The organism is Acinetobacter sp. FDAARGOS_559 (assembly GCF_003940475.1).
Lineage (GTDB): Bacteria > Pseudomonadota > Gammaproteobacteria > Pseudomonadales > Moraxellaceae > Acinetobacter > Acinetobacter baumannii.
Genome location: NZ_RKJG01000005.1, coordinates 1057394 through 1083531, shown reverse-complemented (window position 1 = coordinate 1083531; position 26138 = coordinate 1057394). Strand labels below are relative to the sequence as shown.

Below are 26138 nucleotides of genomic sequence, written 5' to 3'. Positions count from 1 at the left end.
AATCAAATTATGTGACTAGCACTGGGTTTAACGTAGAAAAGCTCCAATTTTTATTGGGGCTTTTTTTATGGAGCAAACAATGAGTACTGGAAGGCGAGCAGTTGAAGAGGCTCTAACATGGTTGGGCACACCATATCATCACCAAGGCCGTGTTAAGGGGGTTGGTGTGGACTGTGGTACATTGATTTGTGAGGTCTACGAAAAAGTAGGTCTCATGGATCATTTGGACCCACGGCCATATCCACCAGACTGGCACATGCACCAGATGGGGCAGCGTTATTTAGAACTCATCTTAGGTGTATGTGACAAGATAGAAGGACCACCTCAACCAGGTGATATTGTTTTATACCACTTTGGCAAATGTATCAGTCATGGTGCAATTGTTATTGAGTGGCCTCAGGTCATTCACAGTTATATCCATCAAGGAGTCATAATCCAAGATGGAACAAAAGGAAGTTTAGCCCGGCGAATTGCCGGGTTTTTTCGTATGAAGAGGCTAAAAGAATGAGTGGTGTTTTTGGTAGTACAACAATTAGTACGTCAGATACCCGTATTAACTCTATGCGGATTCAACAATCAGCTTACGGGCTTTGCCAGCCATTGGTATATGGTAAAACTCGTGTGGCGGCAAACATGTTTTGGTACGGGGATTTCTTGGCAACGCCTCACACTACGGTCGAGAAATCAGGCGGTAAGGGTGGGGGCACTAAAATCAGCAATACTACATTTAGTTATAGTGCTTCGCTCATGCTTGGCTTGTGTGAGAATCAGATTAAAAGGATTGGCTTGATATGGGTTGATAAAGAACAGTACATACCAAAGCAGGAAGGATCAATTACGCTAGATCCTATCGACCAGTTAAAGTTTGAACTATTTGATGGCAATAATAATCCTCCTTGGGGCTGGCTTGTTTCAAAGCATCCGGATCAGGCAATTAACTATCCATTTTTGGGATATGTTGCATGCGCGAATTATGAGATGGGGAATAGCGCCAGCCTTTCAAATCATAACTTTGAGGTGATTAGTACAATTACCTTGTCGGATACCATTGATGATGCTAATCCAGCTGATGTGATTGAAGATTTTATTACACATCCCCGGTACGGGGCTGCGCCTAATTTAAATATGGCTGATTTAGAAGAGTTTCGCACTTACTGCCGAGCTGCCAATCTTTTAATTAGTCCCGCATTCACAGAACAGCGCCCAGCATATGAAACAATCAACGAGATTGTCGAAGCTGTAAATTGTGCTGTGGTACCAAGTCCAGATGGTTTAAAGATCCGTTCTTTTGGCGATTCAGCTATTACTGGAAACGGCGTTACTTTTACTCCGGATCTCACACCGGTTTATCACTTAACTGATGATGATTTTATTAGCGATGATGAACCGGTGCGAGTTCGCCGTAGCCGTGATACAGATGCTTATAATCATGTGCAGATCGAATACATCAATCGATATAACCAGTACAACACAGAAACTACTGAAGCTAAGGATCAAGCGAATATTGAAATGTTTGGCCTACGTACCGAAGATCCTGTGGAATGTCATTATTTCTGTGAACCTAAAATAGCCCGTCATGCTGCACAGCTTCGCTTACAACGACTGCTTTATGTTCGTAACGAGTATGAATTTGATTTAGGCTGGAAGTACTGCCGCTTGGAACCTATGGATGTTGTTACTATTACTGATGAAGCATTAGGCCTAAATCAGTTTCCTGTACGTATTACACGCATTGAGGAGGATGAGGGAGGCATGTTAACGGTTACTGCTGAGGAGCTGGCCATAGGTTCAAGATCTGCTATTGAATACGATTCACAAGCATCTAATGGTTATCAAGGCGGTAATGAAGAGCCGGGTAATGTGAATGCTCCAGCTATTTTTGAGCCTCCGTTAGATCTAACAGACGGTAAAAATCAGGTATGGGTTGCGGTGTCTGGTGGCATCAATTGGGGTGGCTGTAATGTATGGGTAAGTCTTGATAATACGACTTATGAAATGATCGGGACTATCTACGGATCCGCACGATACGGCCAACTAGTTACTGCAATTGATGCAGATGATACTGCCTTGCAAGTTGAGCTCAATACAGCAAGTCGTATCTTCAGTGGAACCCTACAAGATGCTCAAGCCGATCAAACGCTTTGTAAAGTAGGTGACGAGTATTTTAATTATCAAGTGGCCACCTTAAACGGATCTGGTCTTTATGCCTTAAGTGATGTGCTACGTGGGCGTTTTGATGATGCTCAGGTTCATAACGCTGGTGAGCCTTTTGTACGTCTTGATCGGGCTATTTTTGTATATCCATATAATGAAAATTTGGTGGGTAAGCAGATCTTCTTAAAGTTCACGAGTTTTAACGGATTGGAGCGCAAAGAACAAACATTAGATGAGGTAACAGCTTATAGCTATACATTATCTGGTGGACGTCCAGCAGGTGTTAAAGGTCTTTCCCTTCAATCACCGTTTGTTGGTACCACTTTCAAGGTTCAATGGCAAAGCTCAACTGGTGCAGATGGCTATCGTGTTCAGGTCTGGTCTAATGGGGCTATGATTCGTCAAGTTGACACAACCAATACGGATTATAGCTATTCGATAGAAGAAGCTAAGACTGATGGAGTAGGACGAGCTTATACAATACGTGTAGCAAGTAAGAACGGCGACCAGATTAGTACTTTTGCTGAATTAAGTATTAGCAATCCGGTACCGCCAGTACTTCTAAATGTTTATACAGCTGCTACGGTAGATTCTATTACAGTGAATTGGGTACCGAGCGAAGTACCAGACCTGAAAGATTATGCAGTGTGGCTAAGTCCTACTCCTAATTTTGATCCTACACAAATGCCGCCTACGTGGACCGGCACAGATTTAACAACTACATTTGGAGGACTACAACCAACTACTCCATATTACATTCGTGTTGCTGCACGAGATGTATGGGAAAACACAGTCTGGAACTATACAAATCAGATTACTCAAAGTACTTCTGAAGGTTAATTTAAATTTTTACATAGCACCCGATCGGGTGCTTTTTTTTGCCTACTTCTGGAGCAAAAGGCATGGAACCAGTTTCTACAAGCGGTTTAACAGCAATTTTAAAATTTTATGGTGCAGCAATCATGGTGACTTTAGCGGTCGCTTTAGTTGCAGCAGTTGTATTAATGACGCGTATGCCACGCTCACCACAAGAGTGGGCCGTAGGCTTGATTTGTACGGTTGTATCAAGTTTGGCTGGTGGCTCATTCATTATTGTGAAGTGGGGGCTTCATGAATGGGTTACTGATGTATGGGGGATGATTGCACTTGGTGGGTTCTTCTTTGTTTGTGGTTTACCTGGTTGGGCTTTAGTCCGTTGGATTTTTAATTTCATAGATAAACAGGAAGGGAAAACGATTGTTGAAGTGATTAAAGAGTTTAAGAAAGCCAGAAAAGACATTGAAAACACCTAATGCCGCCTTCGGGCGGTTTTTTTATTATATTAGGAAGAGTGAAATGAAATTTATCAATTTACAGAAGTCTCTCGGTGTTGCAGCTGATGGGAAGATAGGGCGCGGCACTCTTACAGCCTTATTTAAGAAACTTGGCGCAAATCAAAGTCGAGCTGAAGAGCTGGCATTAGCAGCTAACGTACACTTCAAAGATTATGCAATTCTCTACAATGAGTTGCGCTTTGCTCACTTCATTGCACAGCTTGCACATGAGTCGGGTAATTTTCGATACATGGAAGAAATCGCAAGTGGTACAGCTTATGAAGGTCGTAAAGACTTGGGCAATATTATGGCTGGCGATGGAGTGCGTTTTAAAGGGCGTGGTCCCATCCAGTTGACTGGACGTGAAAACTATCAAAAATATGGTCGAGCATTGGGCATTGATTTTGAATCACATCCGGAACTTGTAGCAATTCCCAGTATCGGCTTGCTAGTCGCTTGTAAATTCTGGTCTAACAACGGATTGAATGAACTTGCAGATCGTGATGACGTTATAACTATAACCCGTCGCATTAATGGCGGTACAAATGGCTTAGTTGAACGTAAAGCCAATCTAGTCAAAGTTAAAAGTTGGATGTCATGAAAGCTTTAATATTGCTGTGCATACTTCTTTCAGGATGTACAGCACATACGATCAATAACAATGTGAATATAGGCATTTGTGTAAAAGCCCTCTAATGAGGGCTTAATTTTTATAGATTTTCAAATGAGGTTGGAATTTAGAATATTATATTTTCTGAACGTGCACTAGAAATATATTCTAAATTAAAATCACCATGATTATACTGATTTAGCGTAACTCCATACTTTTTAGAAAGTGAAAACATGGAAAGTATAGAAGTAGCAATAGTTGCAAGCGGTATACCATTTGATTTTATATCATGTATAAGTGCAGGGGTATTTAAAATAAGTGCTTGAATAGCATCTCCAGTTAAGTCAATATTAACTTCAAAATCACTTTTTTTCATTATTTTAAAACGCTCAAATACTGTTCTATCTAACTCCAAAATTGCATTTTCAAATCTTTTTAATTCAGTTTTTCTGATTACATCTAATTCTTCATGATTAAGCTTTTTTAATAGCCTATCCATTGTAGTATGTAAACCTTCAAGTTCGGAAGCTCTTCTATTTTTAAACTCTAATAAATCATCTAAAGAAAATTTCCCATCAGAGGATGGGATCGGTAATGCATTGGTAATTTTAAGTCGTAGTGTATCTTTTTTTGTAGAATGTTCAGGAAGATAAATAGGATCGCCAGACATATGGTGGATAATCCAATCAAAATCATCATCCTTTAATTTTTGTTTAGCAACTTCACCAAATGTCCAGTGAACATGCCTAGCAGCCTCTACTGTTCCTGTAGCTGGTAAACTTGGCCTTTCCAATATACCTAACGATTTTAATTCTTTTTCTAAAGGTAATCCCATATGAATTATTGAACTTGTAGGAATAGCTATTTTATCCCAATACATTACATAATAAAAAATATCTTCTGGTATATATGTTCGTTCTAAAAACAAATTATTTCCCTTAATAGCCATAATACCACTAGGGGCAACAATACCTCGATAAACTTTTTTTCTTCTAAATTGAATTATATTTGTCATTTGATAACAGTATTAGATATTTACATCGATTTTACTTTTTAAAACTTAATAGTCAACAGCTCGTCCCACCGAAACGGATTTCTACTCAATTTATCCCTAGTCATAGACCAGTTCCGACCAGGAACAAAACATGGTCCGATTCCTATTTTCTTCTTTCCAAACTTACTATGGATACCATCCATGGCTTTCATCAAACATTCCTTTTTCTCTATGTGCTCAAAGTCGGTTAAAAGGTCATAAGTATGCCCAGCCTTAGGCTCTAAACTAGTTAATATTACTCCGCACTTCTTATATTTAATTCCTTCTTTATAGATATCGTTCAACATCCTTGTTGCGGCTCTAACAAAGTCTACTGCACAGTCAGTAGGTTCTGAAAAAGAGCCAGTAATAGATTTATTGTAAAAAGGCATATTGGGATCGAAAGGGTTTGACTGCACAAAAGCAATCATACATCCGCATAGTAACCCTTCATCGCGCAATCTCTTACAAGCATCCTGAGCATACATCGAGATAGCTTCTTTTAGATCCGTTAGTTCAGTTACGCGACCACCGAAAGACCGGCTTGCAACTATTTGCTTTTTTGAGGGTGGAGTGTGCTCGATCTCAATGCATGAGATACCTTGCAGTTCGTAAATGGTTCTGGCCATGACGATAGAAAAACGTTTTTGCATCTCGCGTGGTTCAGCACATGCAAGGTCTAAAACAGTGTTGATACCCATACCTTGCAATTTTTTCGCATGCTTACGGCCAACGCCCCAAACTTCTGAAACATCAATTTGAGCAAAGTAGTATTCTTTGTTGCACGGATCCATATTCACTAAATCGCAAACGCTGTTAAAGCCGGGATATTTCTTTGCAATATGATTTGCAATCTTTGCTTCTGTTTTACTTCTGCCGATTCCGACACAGACAGGTAAGCCTAACCACTTCCATATTTGTTGGTGCATTTGCTGGCCAACTTTTTCTAAGTCAAAATTCTTTTCATAGGCTGTGAAATCAATAAAGCACTCATCAATCGAGTACGGTTCAACTTCTTCATCTGTGACGTAAGACGCAAGGATCGTATGAAAGCGCCGTGACATTTCAGCATACATTGCATAGTTGCTTGAAAGAACGATTACGTTATGTTGCTGAACAATGTCTTTAATTTGAAAAAGCGGCACACCCATTTTAATACCTAAAGTTTTAGACTCATTGCTACGCGCCACGGCGCACCCATCGTTATTTGACAAAACAATAACAGGCTTATCATTCAAAGACGGGTCAAAGACTCGCTCACATGAAACATACATGTTATTTACATCGATGAGAAAAAATACTTTGTTCTCATGTTTCATGACTTAATGCCGTGTCATTTTAATGATATGAGTGACAACGCCCCAGATAATTAGTTCTTGGCCCTCTTGTAGATAGATATTTTTATATTCAGGATTCTCAGCTTTAAGCCATTGACCTTTTTCATCGATCATTAAACGTTTAACTGTGAATTCATTGTCAATTAGTGCAATAACAATATCGCCGTGCTTTGCATCAAGACTACGATCCACAATCAATTCATCATCAATATCTATACCCGCATTGAGCATTGATAGTGATGCAACTTTGACAATAAACGTTGAAGTTGCATTTTTGATTAAGTGCTCATTCATATCGAGTGCTTTATCGATGTAATCTTGAGCCGGAGAGGGGAAACCTGCATTGATTTTTTCTAATGCGTAAGGGATGAGTAGATGAGTTGATGGTACAACTTGTTTGATAGATAAGGCCTCAGATAAAACAATACTTTGTGCGATGTACGGTTTTATCTGGATAATGGATGGTACAATTTCGCTCATATGTTTCCCCTAGCTTGATTTTGTAACATATTCAAGATGATATTCTAGAGATGAGCATAAATTCAAATTTAAAAAGCTGTGGATAAACAAATAGAAGTCAAAAATTGACGTAGCCAAAAGTGCATTTGGTCGGAAATTCTACGCACTTAATTGGCTGATTTTCTTGGTTTAGGAAAATACTCGGCAGTAAATTCACCTAAAGGCATATCAAAGAAAAATTGATCTGCATCCTCTTTTTTGCAATTCAACCAATCTCCTCGATACTCTTCAGGAATGACAATGATAGATCTCTTTTCATCTTCTGGTTTATGGAACTGACTCATGAAAGGGTGATTATCTGCATTAATGGTCAACATCGACATAGATCGAACTTGCTGCCCATCAATAACAGTTGAATCATAAATAGCAGCAACTGTAAAAGGTAAGCCATCCTCTCGATAAATTCCCCATCTTTCCGCTTTACCATTCACATATCTCGGTTCATAGATCTTTTCAACTGGTATTAGTGCAAACTGGCTTTTAGCCCATGCATGTCTAAAGCTTGGCTTTTTATCTACCGTCTCAGTTCTAGCGTTATAGGTATACTTTGAGAATTTTAAGTCATGGTTCCAAGGCGGGATCATGCCGAATTTAACTTGCCGCCATTCAATGTGGCCATCTTTAGAAAAAATAAGAGGGCAGTCGTAACCAGGATAAATATCATTTTTATATTCAAATGTCGGCTCAAGCAAATCTAGTAGATGTACTCGGTCTTTTGATATAGGTTCATAATTAGCGCACATAGACTACCTATTAATTAGCCCAACTATCTACGATATTAGCCCAGTCTTGTAGCATTTTTCGTCTGCTTTCAAGATATTTTGCATGGTTATATGTAGCTCTGGTTTTATTTCCATCCGCATGGGCTAGTTGTTTTTCAATCCATTTATCATCGTAATCTTTTTCATTTAGTAATGTGGATGCTGTAGCGCGAAAATCATGAGCTGTTACATCAGACAAACCAATATAATCAAGCATTTTGTTCAATGTAGTAGCTGAGAGCATTCCATCTTGATAAATTGCTGGGAAAACATATTCACGATTTCCAACAATATTGCGTTGCTCTTGAAGAATATTAAAAACTTGATCGGACATAGGAACGATATGAATACGTTTCTTTTTCATCATCTCTTTTGGAAAGGTGATTGTTCTTTCTTCAAAATCGACATATTCCCATTTCATGCGACGGATCTCGATAGTCCTAAGCATTGAGTAGAGCATTACAAGACCAGCATTTTTAACTGTAGTAGATCCACCATAACTATTTAATTTATTCCTGAGTTGCACAGCTTCATGTTTTTCCATTGGTCTGGCATGTTCTATTTCAGGACGCTCAACAACGTTTTTAACTGCATACGTTGGGTCATACTCAGCTCTAAGTGTAGCGATTGCATAACGCATTACACCACCAATAAAAGTACGATTTTGGATTGCTGATACTTCGCCAGTACCATGGTTTTTTTGACGCTTAACTCGTGCAATCGTCTTTTTCATAATTGTCAAAACGTCTGCTGAGGTAACCTCTTTAATATCCTTATCACCAATAACTTTTAAAATATCTTTATCTAAAGCACGTTGAAAAGCTTCTTGATATCTTTCTGAACGATTTTTTAGTTTTTCAGCTTTATATTCTGCAGCAACATGTTTAAAGAGAACTCTATTTTCATATTCATCAGATTTAGCTTTTTTCTGATTTTCTTTTTCTTCAACTGGATTTATACCGCTTGCTACTAAAGATTTAGCTTCATCTCTTTTTGTACGAGCTTCGGCTAATCCCACAATAGGGTACTCGCCTAAACTCATCATTTGAGTTTTCTTAAGCCACTGGAAACGATAGCGCCAATACTTCTTTCCATTAGGTTTAATTTCAATACATAAACCATCCGAATCACCAATTCGATAAAGCTTTGCTTTTGGTTTTGCACTTCTAATTTTAGAGTCACTTAACATGAAATCTTGAGTATCCAATTATCATTTTTAGGGCCATACTCAAAATGATACTCAAGATTAGAGATTTTGCATAGTTTGCTTAGATTTGCTTAGATTTGTATTTTTAATAATTTTCAATAATTTATGATTTTTAAAATTTTGCTAGATTTTTTTAGATTTGTTCAATGCTTCTTTTCGATCATTAGAAGCATGATGAACTTAACCTCATGATAATTAAAATATATTTAATAAGTGACTAAAAAGTTACCCATATTGATACCCGTTTACAGAAAAGGCTTTTTAGGTTTGAAAAATAAGAAGCCGTTTTCTAATGGGCTAATATAGCAAAAAAAGAAGTAACCAGTTTAACTATTTCATTCGCTAGAAATTTGCAGAAAAAAGGGCTTTAAGAGGTGAGGCTTTTTGAAATTATAGATAACTACAATTAAGGCAGAATAAGCTTCTATTGTAAATAAAAAACTATTCTGCCTTGGTCATACAAGAAGATTAAATCTTACGTGTGTTATAAATCAACCAATCTAAAACATCGCCAGATAAATGTTCAGCCAGTCTTTCTTGAACAGTTTGATGATAACTATTTAACCAGTCTTTCTCTTCATCCGTTAGCATGTCAACGACGATACAATCTAAATGAATCGGGCAAAGGGTCAGTGTTTCAAATTCTAAGAAATCGCCGTAGGTTTTCTCAAACCCTGAGTGAAGTCTGTTTGCAACCAGATTCTCAATACGAATACCGTATTGTCCCTCATGGTATAAGCCCGGCTCGTTAGAAAGAATCATACCTTCACGCAACTTACTATAGGCATGAATAGGCGCGTAATAAGAAAGCACTTGTGGTCCTTCATGCACGTTAAGCGCAAAGCCTACGCCATGACCTGTACCGTGACGATAATCTAAACCATATTGCCATAACGTATGACGACAAATTGAATCGAGTAGTGGGGCAGCTAAACCTTCCGGATAAATCGTTTTTGCCAAAGCAATATGACATTTTAAAACCAGAGTATAGTCACGTTTTTGTTGCTCTGTTGGTGTTCCTACAGGAACAACACGGGTAATGTCGGTAGTGCCGTCTACGTATTGTCCACCAGAATCAATCAGCAATAAACCATCGCCTTCAATGAATGAGTAATGTTCTTCAGTTGCACGGTAGTGAGGTAGAGCACCATTGGCATTAAAGCCGGCAATCGTTGAAAAGCTTGGGCCTATAAAACCCTCTTGTTGAGCACGGAAAGCCGTAATCTTTTCATCAATGGTGAGTTCTGAAATGCGTTGACCTTGATGAAGTGCTTTTTCTAACCAGTTGAAGAAATGGCAAAGGGCAACACCATCTTTCACCATGGCATGACGGATATGAGCAATTTCGCTTTCATGTTTACGCGATTTAAAAAGTGTACTTGGATTGATGTCGTAGACAACCTGAATATCTTTTGCGATGGCTTGTTCATGAAAAATCGAGACTTTGGCTGGATCTAAAAGTACTGAGGCATCAGAAATATTCGATAAAAACTTAGCTGTATCTTGATAGTCACGAATCTCAATGCCATCAGCTTTAAAAGCCTGTTGGGTAGTTAAATCAACTTTGTTACTATCAATGAATAAAACAGCCTGTTGAGCACTGATATATAAATGCGAAAGAAATACAGGGTTGTATTCTACATCTTGTCCACGTGCATTTAAGACCCAAGCAATATCATCTAAAGATGAAATGAAATGTCCTTCAATCGCTTTAGTTTTTAATATTTCGCGTATTGCCTGAATTTTTTCTTTACGAGATAGGGCATTTAACCCTTCAGGCATTAAATGAATCTGCTCTAAAGGAAGTTCTGGACGATTAGACCAGATCGAATCAATTAAATCTTGCTGTGTTTCAAGCTTAAAGCCACGTTGCTTTGCTGTATTTTCCAACCCTTTAAATTGCTGGATTGAAAGTGTTTGCCCATTTATTGAAATAACCGAACCAGCCGGTAGATTTTTCTCAATCCATGCGAGATGTGTAGAAGATTCATCACTGGTCAGTTTTTGTAATTGAAAGCCAGTTCCAGCGAGTTGTTGTTCGGCTTGTACCCAATAGCGCCCATCGGCCCAGAGTCCTGCAAAATTTTGGGTCACAACTAAAGTGCCAACAGAGCCACTAAAACCGCTTAACCACTGCCTTGCTTTCCAATAGTCTGGTAAATATTCAGACATATGGGGGTCTGCACTCATGACAACCAAAGCATCAATACTTTGATTGGTCATGAGTTCACGAAGTTTCGCTAGTTTTTCTGGAACAGTTAAGTCGTTCATATCGTTTCCAAATCAGGTTGAACTTTGTTGGTACTTTTGTCCATTAATTTATTCATTGGTTTCTTTAATAAAAATAACACGATTGCGCCAATAACCAAGGCTAATACACAGCGCATAAATAGGCTAGGTAAATGATTAATACCATCTGCCGAGACTTGCCCGCCAATTAAACCTGCCATGAGGTTGCCAAGAGCTGTACCTGTAAACCATAAACCCATAATTTGACTACGTATGACATCAGGTGCAAGTTTGGTCATGGTTGATAAGCCAATTGGGCTTAAGCAAAGTTCACCTATGGTAAGAAGAAATAAAGTACCGACTAACCAAAATGGTGAAACTACTCCGCCATGAATAGCAAAATGACTGGCTAGAGACATAAGTAAAAAGCCACCTGCTGCGAATAACAACGCAATAATAAATTTGCTGATATAGCTTGGATCTTTATTCGCTTTACCTAGTTTCGCCCATAGCCAAGCTGCAACTGGAGCAAAGATAATAATAAAAAGAGCATTGATTGATTCAAACCATACAGTGGGAATCTCAAATCCGAAAACAATACGGTCCGTATAATCTTGCGCAAATAAAGTAAAAGTTGTGGGTTTTTGTTCGAAAGCTGACCAGAATAGGGCAGAGGCTGCTAATAAAACGAAGCAAATAATTATTTTAAATTTTTCATGTTGCTCTAAATTCAGGAAAAGTAGTAAATATGCAAAATAAGCAATAATCCCAATGCTAATTCCTACGGTTAAATAGGTCGCGACAGCCACGGGATTGATGTGAATGATACTAAGGAAGGTTAGCGCAATAACGACTGCAACTGCGAATAAAAAGCTAAATACAATTTTAGGCGCATTTTTATTTTCTACGACAGGTTTGCTACAGCTATTGGCTTCTTGGCGTAGCTCATTAAAAGTTTGGAGCTGAGGCATTGCCATAAAACGGAAAATTAATAAAGCAATTAACATCCCAATGCCACCAATACCAAAGCCTAAATGCCAGCCATGGTCTTTCGCCAAAAGCCCTGTAATAAGTGGGGCAATAAATGACCCCATGTTAATTCCCATATAGAAAATGGAAAAACCTGCATCACGTCTTGCATCATTGGCTTTATATAGTGTTCCCACGATCACGGAAATACATGTTTTAAATAACCCTGTACCTAAAACAATCAGTATTAAACCTAAGTAAAAGAAAGACTGATCAAATACAGATGTAAGGGCAATTGATAAGTGGCCTAAGGCAATAATAATTGAACCGTACCAGACAGCACGTGCTTGGCCTAACCAGTTATCAGCAACCCACCCCCCAAAAACGGTCATTAAATACATGGAGCCTGCAAATAATCCAACAATCGCTGCGGCAGTTGGTCGATCAAGTGCTAGACCGCCGTCATTGACCATCGCAATCATATAAAGAACGAGTAAGGGCCGGATTCCATAATAAGAAAATCTTTCCCAAAGCTCTGTAAAAAATAGCGTTTGTAATGGTTTAGGATGGCCGAAAAAAGCTTTATCCGATTGTTCAAAGTCATATTTCATTATTCAAATCCTTGAATGCTTTTAAGTTTTTTATAAACATAACTTTTGGTTTGTTTATTTATAACAAAAATTTATGCATATAGTTTTTAGTTTTTTTTAATAATAAAAGCAAGTTTGGCCTGTATAAAAAAAGTGAATGAAAAAGAACATGAATAGTAAAATTTATTTTTTGCTGAGTAATGTGAGATCTACTATATGTGGTCTTATTAACTGCTTAGATAGCGACTAAATAGTGCGTTTATTTAGAGAAATTCATAAAAATGAAAAATAATTATTAGATTTTAACTAAAGCAGAAGGCATTTAACTGATGGTTTAAGTCATAAATTTAAGTTGCTGAAATAAACCAAAGGAACTCATTGGGGAAGATCGATGTCAAAGGAGTGATTATTTTCAAGTAATCCGATAAGAATCTCAGCATTATATATAAGAAAGTATTATGATCATGGACGACTGTTAGAAATTGATGCAGCGGTTTATATCAGTGCAACAATTTTGCACTAAATTAGGGCAATAATGAGCTATTTAAATATGCCATAATTTGAAAATGTGTGAATATGGTGCATTTGCACAAGCAAACAGTATAATGGGTTCAAGACAAGGGGCCTAAATCATGAATACTTATAAGTAATTCAATGTTTTAGGTAAGTCTTATAAAGTTGGTATGAGAATTGCTTAATAAATACCAGCAACTAACACGCACTCAACAAGTGCAACAAAATTTCATTGGAGCAAAATGAGCATGGCGAACAAGGTCCTTCAACTCATACAAGAAAGTGGCGCAAAATGGGTCGATTTTCGCTTTACTGATACTAAGGGTAAAGAACAGCACGTAACTTACCCAGCTGATTCTATTGATGAAGATACTTTTGAAGACGGTAAAATGTTCGATGGTTCTTCAATCGCTGGTTGGAAAGGTATTGAAGCATCTGACATGATTTTACGTCCGGATGCAGAAACTGGTTTCATCGACCCGTTCTTTGCTGAGCCAACAGTAGTTGTGACTTGTGACGTTATTGAACCTTCAACTGGTCAAGGTTATGAACGTGACCCACGTTCGATTGCTCGCCGTGCAGAAGAATACTTAAAATCTACAGGTATCGGTGATACTGCATTCTTTGGTCCAGAGCCAGAATTCTTTGTATTTGACGAAGTGAAATGGGACATCGATATGTCTGGCGCTCGTCATACATTAATCGCTGAAGAAGCTGCTTGGTCTACTGGTAAAGATTACGAGTCTGGTAACTCAGGTCACCGTCCACGTGTTAAAGGTGGTTACTTCCCAGTTCCTCCAGTTGACTCTGCACAAGATATGCGTGCAGAAATGTGTGCAAAAATTGAAGACATCATGGGCCCAGGTCGTGTAGAAGTACACCACCACGAAGTTGCTTCTTGCCAATTAGAAATTGGTGTGAGCTTCAATACGCTTGTACGTAAAGCTGACGAAGTTCAACAGTTCAAATATGCTGTTTGGAACGTTGCACATCAATATGCAAAAACAGCTACGTTTATGCCTAAACCAATGGTAGGTGATAACGGTTCTGGTATGCACGTTCACATGTCTATCTCTAAAGATGGCAAGAACTTGTTTGCTGGTGATGAATATGCAGGCCTTTCAGAAATGGCGTTGTACTTCATCGGTGGTATCATCAAGCACGCTCGTGCATTGAATGCAATCACAAACCCATCTACAAACTCATACAAACGTTTGGTTCCTCACTTCGAAGCACCAATTATGCTTGCTTACTCAGCGCGTAACCGTTCTGCGTCTATCCGTATTCCTTACGTTTCTAACCCTAAAGGCAAACGTATCGAAGCTCGTTTCCCAGACCCAATGATGAACCCGTACTTAGGTTTCGCTGCGTTATTAATGGCTGGTATCGACGGTATCCAAAACAAGATCCATCCGGGCGAAGCTGCTGACAAAAACTTGTACGATCTTCCTCCAGAAGAAGAAGCAAAAATCCCAACAGTTGCTCATAGCCTAGATATGGCTCTTGAAGCACTTCAAGCAGATCACGAATTCTTGTTAAAAGGCGGCGTGTTCACTAAAGAAATGCTTGATGCATACATCGAACTTAAAACTGAAGATGTACGTCGTCTTAACACGACTACTCACCCAGTTGAATTCGATATGTACTACAGCCTGTAATACATACTTCATAAAAAAGCCTGCTTATGCAGGCTTTTTTATTGCTTGGAATGTTGATTGAATTCTCTACGTTTTTTATCAAAAAATTGGGGTAAACTAGGTGCGAGTTTTCATGTGAGCAGATTATGCGTAAACGACAACCAGTACTTAAGCAGGAAAAGACTTTAAATCCTGAATTGAAAACATGGTTGTATGCGTCTGGTTCTCTGACACAACAACTCACTGAGCTGGGTGGTGGGAAGTTCAGCGTAAAGCCTTTCAAAGAACATTTCCAGCGTTTAACTTTTGCCGACAGTCAATGGATGAACATGCCCCATACTCACACTTCTTGGGTAAGGGAAACCTATTTATATGGCAGTGATGTAGAGCCTTGGGTGAAAGCAAAAAGTATTTTTCCAATTCAAAGTTTACAAAAAAAAGCCCGTATATTTCAGCATATTGGTTCTAAGCCGATAGGTCTTTTTTTATTTCAAAGAACAACACCACTTTGTGATCGCCGGGTTATTCGTTTACCAGAAGGCTGGACGCGACAAAGTTGTTATACTTGGCATGGATGTAAATTTATTGTTCAAGAAACATTCTTACCGGCTTTTGAAGCTTTTTTATATCAGCAGCACGACAAGGAATTACTATGACGACTGCAACAGGTACAACATGGCGTCAGCGTTTAGAAGCTTATTATTATCTATGCCGATTTGATAAGCCAATTGGTACTGAACTGGTGTTTTGGCCAACCATGTGGGCACTTTGGGTTGCATCAAAAGGAATACCGAATTTAGGTATTTTATTCGTCATGATTTTAGGCGTCATTTTTATGCGCGCTGCTGGATGTGCCATTAATGACTTTGCTGATCGTAAAGTAGATGGTCATGTAGAGCGTACAAAAACACGTCCGTTAGCAACAGGGGTTATTCGAGCCAGAGAAGCAGTATATGTATTCTTGGGTCTTGTTTTAGCAAGTGCATGTTTGTTGTTCTTTTTACCCATAGAAACTTTCTACTGGTCATTTGGAGCATTATTTTTAGCTTTCATTTATCCATTTATGAAACGCTATACCAACTTACCGCAAGTTTTTTTAGGAGCAGCATTTTCATGGTCAATTCCAATGGCCTTTACTGCGGTAGGTAAAACTCCGGATCTGACTTGCTGGCTGCTCTATTTTGGTAATTTGGCTTGGACAGTGGCTTATGACACTCAATATGCAATTACAGACCGTGAATATGATTTAAAGATTGGTGTGAAATCTACCGCTATTCTTTTTGGTCGATATGACATCCAGATTATTGCGCTTTTACAAGCAATAAGTCTTGTTTTGATTGGTACAGCGCTATATTTAGAAAATATCTTATTTCCTTGGGCCATTATTGCTTTAGTTGTAGTGGCATTTGATTTTATATATCAAACAATTAAAACCAAAGACCGCAACCCTCAGGTATGTTTTTGGGCATTCCGTCACAATCGTTGGGTTGGATTAATCATTTTTCTAGGAATATTTTTAAATTTCATATAGTAAAAATGACCGTGAGGTTGAAAAGTGTTCTATGCAGAGCACTTTTTTTATGTCTTAATATTTGTGCATGAAAAATATGCGGAATAAATAACACATAAAAAGGATATTCTATGAAACGGTCAAAAATTGCTTTAGCTATAACATTATCAATTTCAGCATTATTTCTTACAGCATGTAATGACGATGATGATGACTACACAGGGGTAGACACAAATAAAGCTTATGTCTCTGAAAGTAATTATGCTATTGATAAAGTTGATAATGCTTCATCAATTAAAGTCATGACTTATAACATGACAAATGTTCAAGGAAAAACCGCAACTGCTACAGCAATGGTACTGTTTCCAAAAGCAACACAACCGAAAGATGGTTATCGTGTAGTAGTATGGGAACACGGAACTGTTGGGGTGGGTGATGGTTGCGCACCAAGTAAAAATGCAATTAATCCGAGATTTAAAATCCTTGCTGAGACTTTGTTGGCAGCAGGTTATGTGATTGTGGCACCAGATTATGAGGGTTTAGGCACCCCAGGGGTACATCCGTACTTAAACTTATCTAGCGAAGCAAAATCAGCATTAGCTGCAGTTAAAGCAGTAAAAGAGCATTATGGGACTCAGTTAAAAGGCGATTGGATGTCAATTGGTCAGTCTCAAGGTGGACATGCCTCATTGGGTACTGCTGAGTTTGCTAATACGGATGTAAGTTATAAGGGTGCTGTAGCTGGAGCACCTGCTTCAAGCTTAGGAACAATCATTCAAATTTATATTGATCCTGAAATGAATCAAGACAGTAATTTTGCAGTTAGTAAGCTAGATCAGGCAATTAGAGCGCGTAGACAGATTGATGCAGCGATTGCTGCAGGTCAAATGTCTCCAAATGATCCACTAGCACTTGCTGTACCTACAATTGATAAAACTGCAGAAGGATATGCCGAATTATTAGCATATGCAGCATTCGCTAGTGCGGGGATTAAAGCACAGCAACCAGACTATGACTTGAAGGCAATTTTTACATCGGGAGCAGCTGACATTGCAGAATTGGCCTATGGTCGTACTGGCGATGATGGTGCTTGTTTAAGTTATCCTGCGCCTGATACTGCAAACGGCCTGCAAGAGAAATTTAAAGCGGGAATATTAGCTTTCTTGGCTGACCCTACACATCAAATTACTCAGTACGGTATCGATCTGAATAAATTTAAGACAGATCAAGTTGTTCAAAACTTTTTGAAAGCGACTCAACCTGCGACGAATGCTACAGCCGAGAAAGTTATTAAAACACCAGTATTTATTATTCAGGGTGAAAAAGATCAAGCAGTATTACCAGTAGTAACACAAGGCTTATTTGCCAATATGAAAGCGAATGCTTTGAAGTTTTTCCCTCAAGCAGGCTACGATAAAGGCTATCAATTAACAATTGTACCAAATGCAACTCATACTCAAGCAATCGTATGTCAAAATGCCAATGCTGTAGATTTCATTCAAGCTAAAATGTCAGCGGGTACAGGTATTGTGTTAACTGATGCGCAGAAAGATGCCAGCCAAAGCCCTCACTGTACAGGTAAATTTTAAGAACTATTTACTTGATTAAAATTAGTTTTAAAAAAGAGTCTCTTTATAGAGGCTCTTTTTGTTATATTGTTACGCATTCTTAAATTGATACCATTTGAGTTTGAAGAACTTATGAGCCAGCAATCTGTTGAAAAAAAATCTGTTCCTTGGTTATTAATGGGATTAGGTTTACTTATTCTTTTTCTGATTATTGGAATACTTTTTTTGGCTGCAAAAAGTGATGCTCAGAATAAGAAACAATATGAACAGCAGCGTTTAGAAATGGAAAAAAGAATAGCTGAGAAAGAAGCTGCCAATTCTGACAAGAAATAACAGTAATTTTTAATAAATATCTTTTTGTAGCTGGCGTACACTCGGGATACTTGTATAGCGTCTTACGATATAACCTGCCTCTATGAGCATTTGATCACGAAGACGATCTTCTTCTACTTTCTCAAGGTGAGTAGGGTCATCTAGCTCAATAATGGCTATTACTTCCATGTTTTCATCAAGCAAAACAAAATCAGTGACTTTACGGTTGAACTGACTACGAATCTTATAATCATTACTGGTTATTAATGCGCTAAAAGCCACTTGTGCTAGAACATGATAACTTGGGAAACTCTGTTTTAAGCGTATAAACATTTGAGTTTCAAAATTAGTAATAACAGGACGGGCGAAGAACTTTTGTTTTGGAAATAAATAAGGGCGTAAACAAACAAGAAGAAAAATACAGGTGCTTAAGCAACCTAAAATAATAAAAAATAAGTGACTCGATTCGAACATGTGAAGACATCATACAAATAAAAACCCACTCATAAGGAGTGGGTTTTTAAGAATCTTGGCTCTCCCACCTGGGCTCGAACCAGGGACCTGCGGATTAACAGTCCGTCGCTCTACCGACTGAGCTATGGGAGAATCTGGAAAGGGATTTTAGGCAGGAAAGGGGGCGAGGTCAAGGGTTAATAATGGAATTAGTGAGAATATCTAACTGATTGGTTTAAAAATATTCGAAACATTGATTTTATTCAAAATAATAGAAAAATATTAAATGATTAGAAAAGAAAAAGCCCACAATGAATGTGGGCTTTTAGAATCTTGGCTCTCCCACCTGGGCTCGAACCAGGGACCTGCGGATTAACAGTCCGTCGCTCTACCGACTGAGCTATGGGAGATTAGTAGATGGCTCTCCAACCTGGGCTCGAACCAGGGACCTGCGGATTAACAGTCCGTCGCTCTACCGACTGAGCTATTGGAGAATCTGATGCGCATTTTATGGATGAAATCTAAAAGCGTCAATAAGAATATTAAAGAAAATGAATCGTTTGCTTGATTAATATGCTTTTGTTGTACTAAAAATAAAAAAAACCACCCAAAACAGGGTGGTTTTTTATAAAGAAATAAAATTATTTCTCTACACCAGCTGGTTGGCCTGCAAGTTTTGCATTTGCATAGTCCCAGTTCACAAGGTTTTCTAAGAAAGTTGCGATGTATTTAGGACGTAAGTTACGGAAATCGATGTAGTAAGCGTGTTCCCATACGTCAATTGTTAATACAGCAATTTGACCATGTGCAAGTGGAGTGTCTGCATTAGAAGTTTTAGTAATAGAAAGTTTACCGTTTACTTCATCAGCAACTAACCAAGCCCAACCTGAACCGAATTGAGTTGTTGCAGCAGCAGTAAATTCTTCTGCAAATTTTTCGTAGCTACCAAAAGCTTCGTCAATTTTAGCAGCGATTGCGCCAGTAGGCTTACCACCACCGTTTGGCTTCATGCTGTTCCAGTAGAAAGTGTGGTTCCAAACTTGAGCAGCATTGTTGAAAATACCAGCTTTAGATGCATCACCAGCAGTTGCTTTAATGATTTCTTCTAAAGTTTTACCTTCAAGGTCAGTACCTTTGATTAAGTTGTTTAAGTTAACAACATAGGTATTGTGGTGTTTATCGTGATGGTATTCTAAAGTTTCTTTACTGATATGTGGCGCTAAATCATCATAGCCATATGGAAGTGCAGGTAAAGTAATGGTTGTCATGTTCCTATTCCTTGCATTTGCTGGGTTATACAATTAAGTGGCTCTATTGTAAATGATTCTGGATGCAATAGGGCAGCCTTTTAAAGAACTATACACAATAAAGATCTAATTAATACGCATAACACAGATTGAAAAAAAGACTTAATTAAATCGGATTATTCAATTCAAAATATTCACTTTCAATAGCAAACTGCTTTGAAATTGCTTGTGCTAAACGTTGAACCCCATAACGTTCGGTTGCATGGTGACCACAGGCAAAATAATGAACGCCTAATTCTTTTGCTTCATAAAAAGTTCGTTCACTGACTTCGCCTGAAATATAAGCATCGCAATTTTGTAAAGCAGCTTTAACAATAAAATCTTGAGCACCGCCTGTACAGAAGCCCACTTTTTGAATACTTTGTTTTTCAGCCGGTAAATGGATCACTTTAAAATCAAAACTGTTTTGTAGTTTTGCTTTAAATTCCTCTACAGAAAGCGCTTGCTCTAAATAACCAATATTACCAATTGGATGTTTCTCGGTTAGATCAAGTGGTTCTAAATTTTGTAAGTTTAGTTTTTCTGCAATAGCGATATTATTGCCTAAACTCGGATGTGCATCTAAAGGCAGATGGTAAGCGACTAATGAGATATTATTTTGAATAAGTTTTTTTATACGGTTACCTCGCATACCAGTAATTGGGTACGGTTCGCCCTTCCAAAAATAACCGTGGTGTACGAGTAAGAGATCGGCATTCTGAGCAATGGCTGCATCAATTGCATCTTCAGAAGCAGTTACTGCACAAAGAATACGTTTTACTTCAGTTGAACCTTCAATTTGCAGGCCATTTGGTGCGTAATCTTTAAATTCTGCTGCTTTTAAGGTTTGGTCGCACCACTGAATAATTTCATGCAAATTTGCCATGATATTTCCTGAATTGAGTAGTAAAAGTTGCTAAAGCTATAGAAACATATTTTGTTGTGTAACTAAAGCTAGACAAATCTTTTTTGACTTTTTTATGTATATCGACATATTTAATTTAAAATGCTTAACTGAAAACTCTTTTTGTTCAATATATTAATTTAATTAAAAACTTCTTTGCGTAGAGGATATGAACGTGCGCCGCACCTTTACATGGTTACCTTGGGTGTTACTTATTATTGTAATTGCCAGTTTTATTGCATGGCAAAAATACCATCAGCCGAAACCAACTGTTGCAGTTGATGGGGTGCAAATGCCAGCTGAGAAAGTTGAGCCACTGGTTGATACTTCTCGAACGGGCGGGGTGGTGTCTTATAGTGCTGCGGTAAAAGTTGCAGCACCAGCAGTAGTTAATATTTTTACGACCCAGAAAGTTAAACAAAATCATCCTTTATTAAGTGATCCGGTATTCCGTGAATTTTTTGGAAATCAGGTTCCTGAGCAACAACAGCAAAATGAAAATAGTTTAGGTTCAGGGGTTATTGTTCGCGCCGATGGTTATATTCTCACCAATAATCATGTGATTGCTCAAGCTGACCAGATTGTGGTGGCATTACATGATGGACGTCGAGCAGAAGCTACAATTGTTGGTACCGACCCTGATACGGATTTGGCGGTTATTAAAATCGATTTAGATAAATTGCCAGTATTGCCTTTTAAGCTCAGTGGTAATGAAGTTGGTGATGTTGTTTTAGCAATTGGTAACCCATTTGGCGTAGGGCAAACTGTAACTCAAGGGATTATTTCAGCAACCGGTCGCTCTGATTTAGGTATTAATACCTATGAAGACTTTATCCAAACTGATGCTGCAATTAACCCAGGTAACTCAGGTGGCGCATTAATCGATGTGGCTGGTAACTTGATTGGTGTAAATACGGCGATTTTCTCACAATCGGGTGGCTCTTTAGGTATTGGCTTCGCGATTCCGGCAAAGGTTTGTCAGCAAGTATTAAACTCGATTTTAAAAGATGGTCGTGTTGTTCGTGGTTGGTTGGGTATTAGTTTACTTCCACCTACACAAGACGATGTATTGGCACCTAAGCAGCAAGTAGGTGTAGTGGTTGCTGATGTCTTAAAAAATGGTCCGGCAGATGCTGCAGGAATTAAAGTTGGCGATAAAATTGTTCAGGTGAATAATGAGCCGATCACTTCAGCTTCTCATTTAATTAATTATGTCGCTTTACAAGCACCAAATAGCGAAATTAATGTTCTGGTTGAAAGAGAAGGCAAACAACAAAACTATGTTGTAACGGTAGGTGAGCGAAAAGCACAGAATACACAATCTCAGTATATTCCGCTTCCAAGACGTTAAAACCTAAATAAAAAAAGCCTCATTTTGAGGCTTTTTTTTATTGTTGTTCATTAGGAGTGACTAAGACTTTGATGCTGATTTTTAAATTCAGCTAAAGCTTCAATTCGATATTGAATAAGCATTTCACCAATTTCAGCACCCTTAATGTTCTCTGGTAAATCTTGAACTTTAATGGAGCGAACAATTTGCATGGCTTCACGCATGTATTGAGCTTGAGGATATGGACGGTCTTCTAGTCCTAATCTGCCTTTTGCATCACATTCGCAGGCTTGTACAAAAGCTTCCACTCTTTCTGGACGACGTAAAACATCTAAGCGTTGCAATAGACGCCATAAAGTACCAGGTTTCAAGGACATAATCTGGTGACATTTTAAATGTTCTTTGCAAACAGATAAGGCTAATTGTTTGGTCTGTGTCGGAACTCTTAAACGTTCACATAATTGGGTGACTGGCTTAATCCCGCGTTCTTCATGCATGATATGGCGAGGAAGTTCCTCGGCTGGAGTGAGGGCCTTACCAAGATCATGTACTAAAACAGCGAAACGTACATCAAGCGAGTAGTTCGACTTACAAGCTTGCTGTAATGACATTAAAGTATGAATGCCGCAATCCACTTCAGGATGATATTCGGGACGTTGAGGCACACCGAATAAAGCATCAATCTCAGGGAAAAGATGTTTTAAAGCCCCACAATCACGCAAAGTTTGGAAATAAATATCGGCATGATTTTCCATTAAAGCGCGTGAAGTTTCTTTCCAGACGCGCTCTGGTGTTAGTGCATCAAGTTCACCTGAATCTGCCATGGTTTGCATAAGTTGCAATGTCTCTGGCGCAATTTGAAAACCATATGGGAAATATCGGGCTGCAAAACGCGCGACTCGCAATACCCGTAGAGGATCTTCAGCAAAAGCTTCTGAAACGTGGCGCAGAGTTTTATTTTCTAAGTCGTTTTGACCACCATATGGATCATATATTTTACCGTCTTGATCCATTGCAATCGCATTAATGGTTAAGTCTCGACGAATTAAGTCATCTTCTAAACTTACGGTTGTATCAGTAAAGAATTGAAACCCGTGATATCCCTGCCCAGACTTTCGTTCGGTTCGTGCAAGTGCGTATTCTTCTTTAGTTTCGGGATGAAGAAACACAGGGAAATCTTTGCCTACAGGTTGAAAACCTTGGGCGAGCATGTGTTCCGGCGTTGCACCGACCACAACATAGTCTTTTTCTTGATAGGGATGCCCAAGTAAATAATCTCGAACAGCACCGCCTACTAAATACACTTGCATGAAAAAACCTCTATTCTTCAAGCAATCATGCTACAGAATAGAGGTTTTCTCAAGTCATTAGAAAGGCTTTTCGTAAAAAGCGGTTTCTAAATTACTTTTCTTGCTGTTGAATTTCAGCAACAGTTAAAGCAGTCATATTGATAAGACGGCGTGTCGTCGCTGTCGGAGTCAAAATATGAACTGGTTTAGCAGCACCTAGTAAAATTGGACCAATTGTTACGTTGTTGCCAGAAGTTGCTTTTAACAAGTTGAACGAAATATTTGCTGCATCTAGGTTCGGCATAATCAATAAGTTCGCTGAACCTTTGAAACGAGAACCAGGGAATGCAAAATGACGAATATTTTCGTCTAATGCTGCATCACCATGCATTTCACCTTCAACTTCAAGCTCTGGAGCTTGCTCAGATAAAATACGATAAACTTCACGCATTTTTTGAGCGCTTGAATCTGTCTGGTCACTACCAAAGCTTGAATGAGAAAGTAGCGCTACGCGTGGTGTAATACCAAAGCGACGTACTTCTTCAGCCGCTAAAATAGTCATTTCAGCAAGTTGTTCAGCAGTAGGATTAGTGTTTACATAAGTATCAGCAATAAACAAGTTGCGATCTTCAAGCATTAATGCATTAAGCGTGAAGAAGTTGTTCATGCCTTCTTTAAGGCCAATTACATTGCGTACGAAGTCAAGGTGAATGTTATAGCTACTGTAAGTACCACATAACATACCATCTGCTTTGCCAAACTTAACTAGAAGTGCAGCAATGAGTGTTGAACGACGGCGAGCTTCACGTTGAGCATATTCAACAGTGATGCCTTTGCGTTGCATGGTTTGATAGTAGTCTTTCCAGAACTCTTCGTATAACGGATTTTGTTCTTGATCTACAATTTCGATATTTACGCCGTGTTGTAAACGTAAGCCTAATTTTTTGATGTTTGCTTCAATGACTGCTGTACGACCAACTAAGATTGGTTTAGCTAAATCTTCATCAACTGCAATTTGAACAGCACGTAATACGCGCTCATCTTCACCTTCAGCGTATGCAATACGTTTAGGATCTGTTTTTGCTTGAGCAAAAATCGGTTTCATCAAGAATGCTGAGTTATAAACAAACTCAGAAAGTTTTTGACGATATGCAGAGAAATCTTCGATAGGACGAGTTGCAACACCTGAATCCATTGCTGCTTTAGCAACAGCAGGCGCAATTTCTAAAATCAAACGTTGATCAAGTGGACGTGGAATTAAGTAGTCACGACCAAATGAAGCAGATTTTTCACCATAAGTAGCTGCGTCAGCTTCTACGTGAGCCATACGTGCAATTGCATGTACACATGCAATTTTCATATCTTCGTTAATTGTTGTAGCACCTACGTCAAGTGCACCACGGAAGATATAAGGGAAACATAAAGCATTGTTTACTTGGTTCGGGTAGTCCGAACGACCAGTTGCCATGATTACATCTGGACGTACTTCATGTGCATGTTCAGGCAGAATTTCTGGATCCGGGTTTGCTAATGCAAAAATAATCGGATTTTCAGCCATTTGTTTCACCATATCTTTGGTGAGAATACCAGCAGCTGAAAGACCTAAGAACATATCCGCGCCAGCCATTACTTCATGTAATTGGGTCGCTTTAATGTCTTGTACATAACGTTTTTTCGATTCATCCAAGCCTTCACGTGAAGTCGTAAGTAGACCACGAGAATCGGCAACAATGATATTTTCTTTATTTACGCCTAAAGCACAAAGTAAATCTAAACAAGAAAGAGCAGCAGCACCTGCACCTGAAGCAACGATTTTGATTTCTTCAATTTTCTTATTAACGATTTGTAGAGCATTTAATAATGCTGAACCTACAATAATACTTGTTCCGTGTTGGTCATCATGGAACACAGGAATTTTCATGCGTTCACGAAGTTTCTTTTCGATATAGAAACATTCAGGTGCTTTGATATCTTCAAGGTTAATACCGCCGAAAGTTGGTTCTAATGAAGCAACAATATCAACGATTTTATCTGGATCGTTTTCAGCAATTTCAATATCAAATACATCGACACCAGCGAACTTTTTGAACAGAACGCCTTTACCTTCCATTACCGGTTTAGAAGCTAATGGACCAATATTACCTAAACCAAGAACCGCAGTACCGTTACTGACAACAGCAACCAAGTTACCACGCGCTGTATATTTTGCAGCAGCTGAAGGATCACGTTCAATCTCTAAACATGGAGCAGCAACCCCTGGTGAATAAGCTAGAGCCAAATCTCGTTGGTTGACAAGTTGCTTACTTGGCGTGACGCTGATTTTCCCTGGATTTGGATATTCGTGGTAATTTAAAGCGGCCTGTTTTAAAGATTGATCGTCCATCTGAGTCTCTATTGATACAAAAAAGCAAACTAGTCAAGTTGCTCACAAAGGTTGGTTATTTATCTGCTTACTATGTACAAAATTATATCAAGTAACATAATAGGTAGACGAATGGCCAATAGCCTCATGGTGAGCTAAATGCTAAAGAATATAACACTACTTCTCTATTTCTCACAGTCAAAAACGCTCATTTTTGGAAAAACCAGCGCATGTAAAATAGACTGTTAAAAC

At 38.6% G+C, this 26138-nt stretch carries 22 protein-coding genes and 3 tRNA genes; 10 read left to right on the top strand and 15 right to left on the bottom strand.

All coding sequences use genetic code 11. The features are described from left to right. Positions 1-79: 79 nt before the first annotated feature. The 4 genes from EGS71_RS06695 (at position 80) to EGS71_RS06680 (ending at position 4068) form a co-directional block, all read left to right on the top strand. Entirely contained in the window at positions 80-508 is a 429-nt protein-coding gene (locus tag EGS71_RS06695) for a C40 family peptidase (protein WP_025464968.1), read from the top strand. Next, positions 505-2994: a phage tail protein gene (locus tag EGS71_RS06690; RefSeq protein WP_002009924.1), complete on the top strand. Its 2490-nt coding sequence runs from the start codon at positions 505-507 to the stop codon at positions 2992-2994. The genes EGS71_RS06695 and EGS71_RS06690 overlap by 4 nt, the downstream gene beginning before the upstream one ends. Before the next feature lie 62 nt (positions 2995-3056). Beyond that, positions 3057-3446, top strand: a complete 390-nt coding sequence (locus tag EGS71_RS06685; RefSeq protein ID WP_002009787.1) for a hypothetical protein — start codon at positions 3057-3059, stop codon at positions 3444-3446. A gap of 43 nt (positions 3447-3489) precedes the next feature. Beyond that, positions 3490-4068 carry a glycoside hydrolase family 19 protein gene (locus tag EGS71_RS06680; protein ID WP_002010194.1) on the top strand — a complete coding sequence of 193 codons (579 nt, stop codon included), beginning with the start codon at positions 3490-3492 and terminating at the stop codon, positions 4066-4068. Between the two features lie 136 nt (positions 4069-4204). On the opposite strand, the gene EGS71_RS06675 is transcribed toward EGS71_RS06680, so the two are convergent. The 7 genes from EGS71_RS06675 to EGS71_RS06645 form a co-directional block, all read right to left on the bottom strand. Beyond that, positions 4205-5092, bottom strand: a complete 888-nt coding sequence (locus tag EGS71_RS06675) for a DUF6236 family protein (RefSeq protein ID WP_002009691.1) — start codon at positions 5090-5092, stop codon at positions 4205-4207. A 38-nt stretch (positions 5093-5130) separates the two neighbouring features. Next, positions 5131-6429 carry a Y-family DNA polymerase gene (locus EGS71_RS06670; protein ID WP_002010113.1) on the bottom strand — a complete coding sequence of 433 codons (1299 nt, stop codon included), beginning with the start codon at positions 6427-6429 and terminating at the stop codon, positions 5131-5133. A gap of 3 nt (positions 6430-6432) precedes the next feature. Then, the gene (locus EGS71_RS06665; RefSeq protein ID WP_002010205.1) at positions 6433-6927 is read right to left on the bottom strand and encodes a LexA family protein; all 495 of its coding nucleotides are present in this window, start codon (positions 6925-6927) and stop codon (positions 6433-6435) included. Positions 6928-7073: 146 nt separating this feature from the next. Beyond that, entirely contained in the window at positions 7074-7709 is a 636-nt protein-coding gene (locus EGS71_RS06660; RefSeq protein ID WP_002009854.1) for an SOS response-associated peptidase family protein, read from the bottom strand. A gap of 10 nt (positions 7710-7719) precedes the next feature. Continuing rightward, the gene (locus tag EGS71_RS06655) at positions 7720-8916 is read right to left on the bottom strand and encodes a tyrosine-type recombinase/integrase (RefSeq protein ID WP_002010361.1); all 1197 of its coding nucleotides are present in this window, start codon (positions 8914-8916) and stop codon (positions 7720-7722) included. 486 nt (positions 8917-9402) lie between these two features. Continuing rightward, entirely contained in the window at positions 9403-11205 is a 1803-nt protein-coding gene (locus EGS71_RS06650; RefSeq protein WP_000999147.1) for an aminopeptidase P family protein, read from the bottom strand. Then, positions 11202-12743 (bottom strand): peptide MFS transporter, encoded by a 1542-nt coding sequence (locus EGS71_RS06645; RefSeq protein WP_000872618.1) that lies wholly within the window; start codon positions 12741-12743, stop codon positions 11202-11204. Before EGS71_RS06645 ends, EGS71_RS06650 begins: the two co-directional genes overlap by 4 nt. Before the next feature lie 734 nt (positions 12744-13477). Here EGS71_RS06645 and glnA point away from each other — a divergent pair. The 5 genes from glnA to EGS71_RS06620 all read left to right on the top strand — a co-directional run bounded on the left by glnA (position 13478) and on the right by EGS71_RS06620 (position 18283). Next, a complete protein-coding gene (glnA, locus tag EGS71_RS06640; RefSeq protein WP_000061267.1) occupies positions 13478-14893 on the top strand; it encodes a type I glutamate--ammonia ligase in 1416 nt (471 codons plus the stop codon). Positions 14894-15018: 125 nt separating this feature from the next. Then, positions 15019-15528 (top strand): chorismate--pyruvate lyase family protein, encoded by a 510-nt coding sequence (locus EGS71_RS06635; protein ID WP_001231791.1) that lies wholly within the window; start codon positions 15019-15021, stop codon positions 15526-15528. Further along, positions 15525-16403 (top strand): 4-hydroxybenzoate octaprenyltransferase, encoded by an 879-nt coding sequence (gene ubiA, locus EGS71_RS06630; RefSeq protein ID WP_000205472.1) that lies wholly within the window; start codon positions 15525-15527, stop codon positions 16401-16403. The genes EGS71_RS06635 and ubiA overlap by 4 nt, the downstream gene beginning before the upstream one ends. Before the next feature lie 110 nt (positions 16404-16513). Beyond that, positions 16514-17971 (top strand): lipase family protein, encoded by a 1458-nt coding sequence (locus tag EGS71_RS06625; RefSeq protein ID WP_000830600.1) that lies wholly within the window; start codon positions 16514-16516, stop codon positions 17969-17971. 111 nt (positions 17972-18082) lie between these two features. Further along, positions 18083-18283: a hypothetical protein gene (locus EGS71_RS06620; protein WP_000082789.1), complete on the top strand. Its 201-nt coding sequence runs from the start codon at positions 18083-18085 to the stop codon at positions 18281-18283. Between the two features lie 9 nt (positions 18284-18292). Here the strand turns inward: EGS71_RS06620 and EGS71_RS06615 are convergent, their stop codons facing one another. From EGS71_RS06615 to EGS71_RS06590, 6 genes are all read right to left on the bottom strand, one after another. Next, positions 18293-18736, bottom strand: coding sequence for a DUF2726 domain-containing protein (locus tag EGS71_RS06615; RefSeq protein ID WP_000464148.1), 444 nt, complete (start codon positions 18734-18736; stop codon positions 18293-18295). A gap of 56 nt (positions 18737-18792) precedes the next feature. Further along, positions 18793-18868: transfer RNA gene (locus EGS71_RS06610), tRNA-Asn, on the bottom strand. A gap of 181 nt (positions 18869-19049) precedes the next feature. After that, positions 19050-19125: transfer RNA gene (locus tag EGS71_RS06605), tRNA-Asn, on the bottom strand. Between the two features lie 8 nt (positions 19126-19133). Further along, positions 19134-19209, bottom strand: a tRNA-Asn gene (locus EGS71_RS06600). Between the two features lie 147 nt (positions 19210-19356). After that, on the bottom strand, positions 19357-19983 hold the full coding sequence (locus tag EGS71_RS06595) for a superoxide dismutase (RefSeq protein WP_000208082.1): 627 nt from the start codon (positions 19981-19983) through the stop codon (positions 19357-19359). Between the two features lie 145 nt (positions 19984-20128). Then, positions 20129-20887 carry a Nif3-like dinuclear metal center hexameric protein gene (locus tag EGS71_RS06590; RefSeq protein ID WP_001284929.1) on the bottom strand — a complete coding sequence of 253 codons (759 nt, stop codon included), beginning with the start codon at positions 20885-20887 and terminating at the stop codon, positions 20129-20131. A 193-nt stretch (positions 20888-21080) separates the two neighbouring features. Between EGS71_RS06590 and EGS71_RS06585 the strand changes: the two genes are divergently transcribed. After that, positions 21081-22256 carry a S1C family serine protease gene (locus EGS71_RS06585; RefSeq protein WP_001254962.1) on the top strand — a complete coding sequence of 392 codons (1176 nt, stop codon included), beginning with the start codon at positions 21081-21083 and terminating at the stop codon, positions 22254-22256. Between the two features lie 50 nt (positions 22257-22306). On the opposite strand, the gene EGS71_RS06580 is transcribed toward EGS71_RS06585, so the two are convergent. Together EGS71_RS06580 and EGS71_RS06575 are read right to left on the bottom strand one after the other, a co-directional pair. After that, positions 22307-23545 (bottom strand): multifunctional CCA addition/repair protein, encoded by a 1239-nt coding sequence (locus EGS71_RS06580; RefSeq protein WP_001198543.1) that lies wholly within the window; start codon positions 23543-23545, stop codon positions 22307-22309. A gap of 91 nt (positions 23546-23636) precedes the next feature. Further along, a complete protein-coding gene (locus EGS71_RS06575; RefSeq protein ID WP_000342684.1) occupies positions 23637-25907 on the bottom strand; it encodes an NADP-dependent malic enzyme in 2271 nt (756 codons plus the stop codon). Positions 25908-26138 lie beyond the last annotated feature (231 nt).

Bases quoted from the DNA above. Each gene is read 5' to 3' on its own strand.
- glnA (WP_000061267.1), top strand. From the start codon at position 13,478: ATGAGCATGGCGAACAAGGTCCTTCAACTCATACAAGAAAGTGGCGCA.
- EGS71_RS06690 (WP_002009924.1), top strand. From the start codon at position 505: ATGAGTGGTGTTTTTGGTAGTACAACAATTAGTACGTCAGATACCCGT.
- EGS71_RS06685 (WP_002009787.1), top strand. From the start codon at position 3,057: ATGGAACCAGTTTCTACAAGCGGTTTAACAGCAATTTTAAAATTTTAT.
- EGS71_RS06665 (WP_002010205.1), bottom strand. From the start codon at position 6,927: ATGAGCGAAATTGTACCATCCATTATCCAGATAAAACCGTACATCGCA.
- EGS71_RS06595 (WP_000208082.1), bottom strand. From the start codon at position 19,983: ATGACAACCATTACTTTACCTGCACTTCCATATGGCTATGATGATTTA.
- EGS71_RS06575 (WP_000342684.1), bottom strand. From the start codon at position 25,907: ATGGACGATCAATCTTTAAAACAGGCCGCTTTAAATTACCACGAATAT.
- EGS71_RS06590 (WP_001284929.1), bottom strand. From the start codon at position 20,887: ATGGCAAATTTGCATGAAATTATTCAGTGGTGCGACCAAACCTTAAAA.
- EGS71_RS06615 (WP_000464148.1), bottom strand. From the start codon at position 18,736: ATGTTCGAATCGAGTCACTTATTTTTTATTATTTTAGGTTGCTTAAGC.
- EGS71_RS06675 (WP_002009691.1), bottom strand. From the start codon at position 5,092: ATGACAAATATAATTCAATTTAGAAGAAAAAAAGTTTATCGAGGTATT.
- EGS71_RS06580 (WP_001198543.1), bottom strand. From the start codon at position 23,545: ATGCAAGTGTATTTAGTAGGCGGTGCTGTTCGAGATTATTTACTTGGG.
- EGS71_RS06680 (WP_002010194.1), top strand. From the start codon at position 3,490: ATGAAATTTATCAATTTACAGAAGTCTCTCGGTGTTGCAGCTGATGGG.
- EGS71_RS06625 (WP_000830600.1), top strand. From the start codon at position 16,514: ATGAAACGGTCAAAAATTGCTTTAGCTATAACATTATCAATTTCAGCA.
- EGS71_RS06670 (WP_002010113.1), bottom strand. From the start codon at position 6,429: ATGAAACATGAGAACAAAGTATTTTTTCTCATCGATGTAAATAACATG.
- EGS71_RS06655 (WP_002010361.1), bottom strand. From the start codon at position 8,916: ATGTTAAGTGACTCTAAAATTAGAAGTGCAAAACCAAAAGCAAAGCTT.
- EGS71_RS06635 (WP_001231791.1), top strand. From the start codon at position 15,019: ATGCGTAAACGACAACCAGTACTTAAGCAGGAAAAGACTTTAAATCCT.
- EGS71_RS06695 (WP_025464968.1), top strand. From the start codon at position 80: ATGAGTACTGGAAGGCGAGCAGTTGAAGAGGCTCTAACATGGTTGGGC.
- EGS71_RS06650 (WP_000999147.1), bottom strand. From the start codon at position 11,205: ATGAACGACTTAACTGTTCCAGAAAAACTAGCGAAACTTCGTGAACTC.
- EGS71_RS06660 (WP_002009854.1), bottom strand. From the start codon at position 7,709: ATGTGCGCTAATTATGAACCTATATCAAAAGACCGAGTACATCTACTA.
- EGS71_RS06620 (WP_000082789.1), top strand. From the start codon at position 18,083: ATGAGCCAGCAATCTGTTGAAAAAAAATCTGTTCCTTGGTTATTAATG.
- EGS71_RS06645 (WP_000872618.1), bottom strand. From the start codon at position 12,743: ATGAAATATGACTTTGAACAATCGGATAAAGCTTTTTTCGGCCATCCT.
- ubiA (WP_000205472.1), top strand. From the start codon at position 15,525: ATGACGACTGCAACAGGTACAACATGGCGTCAGCGTTTAGAAGCTTAT.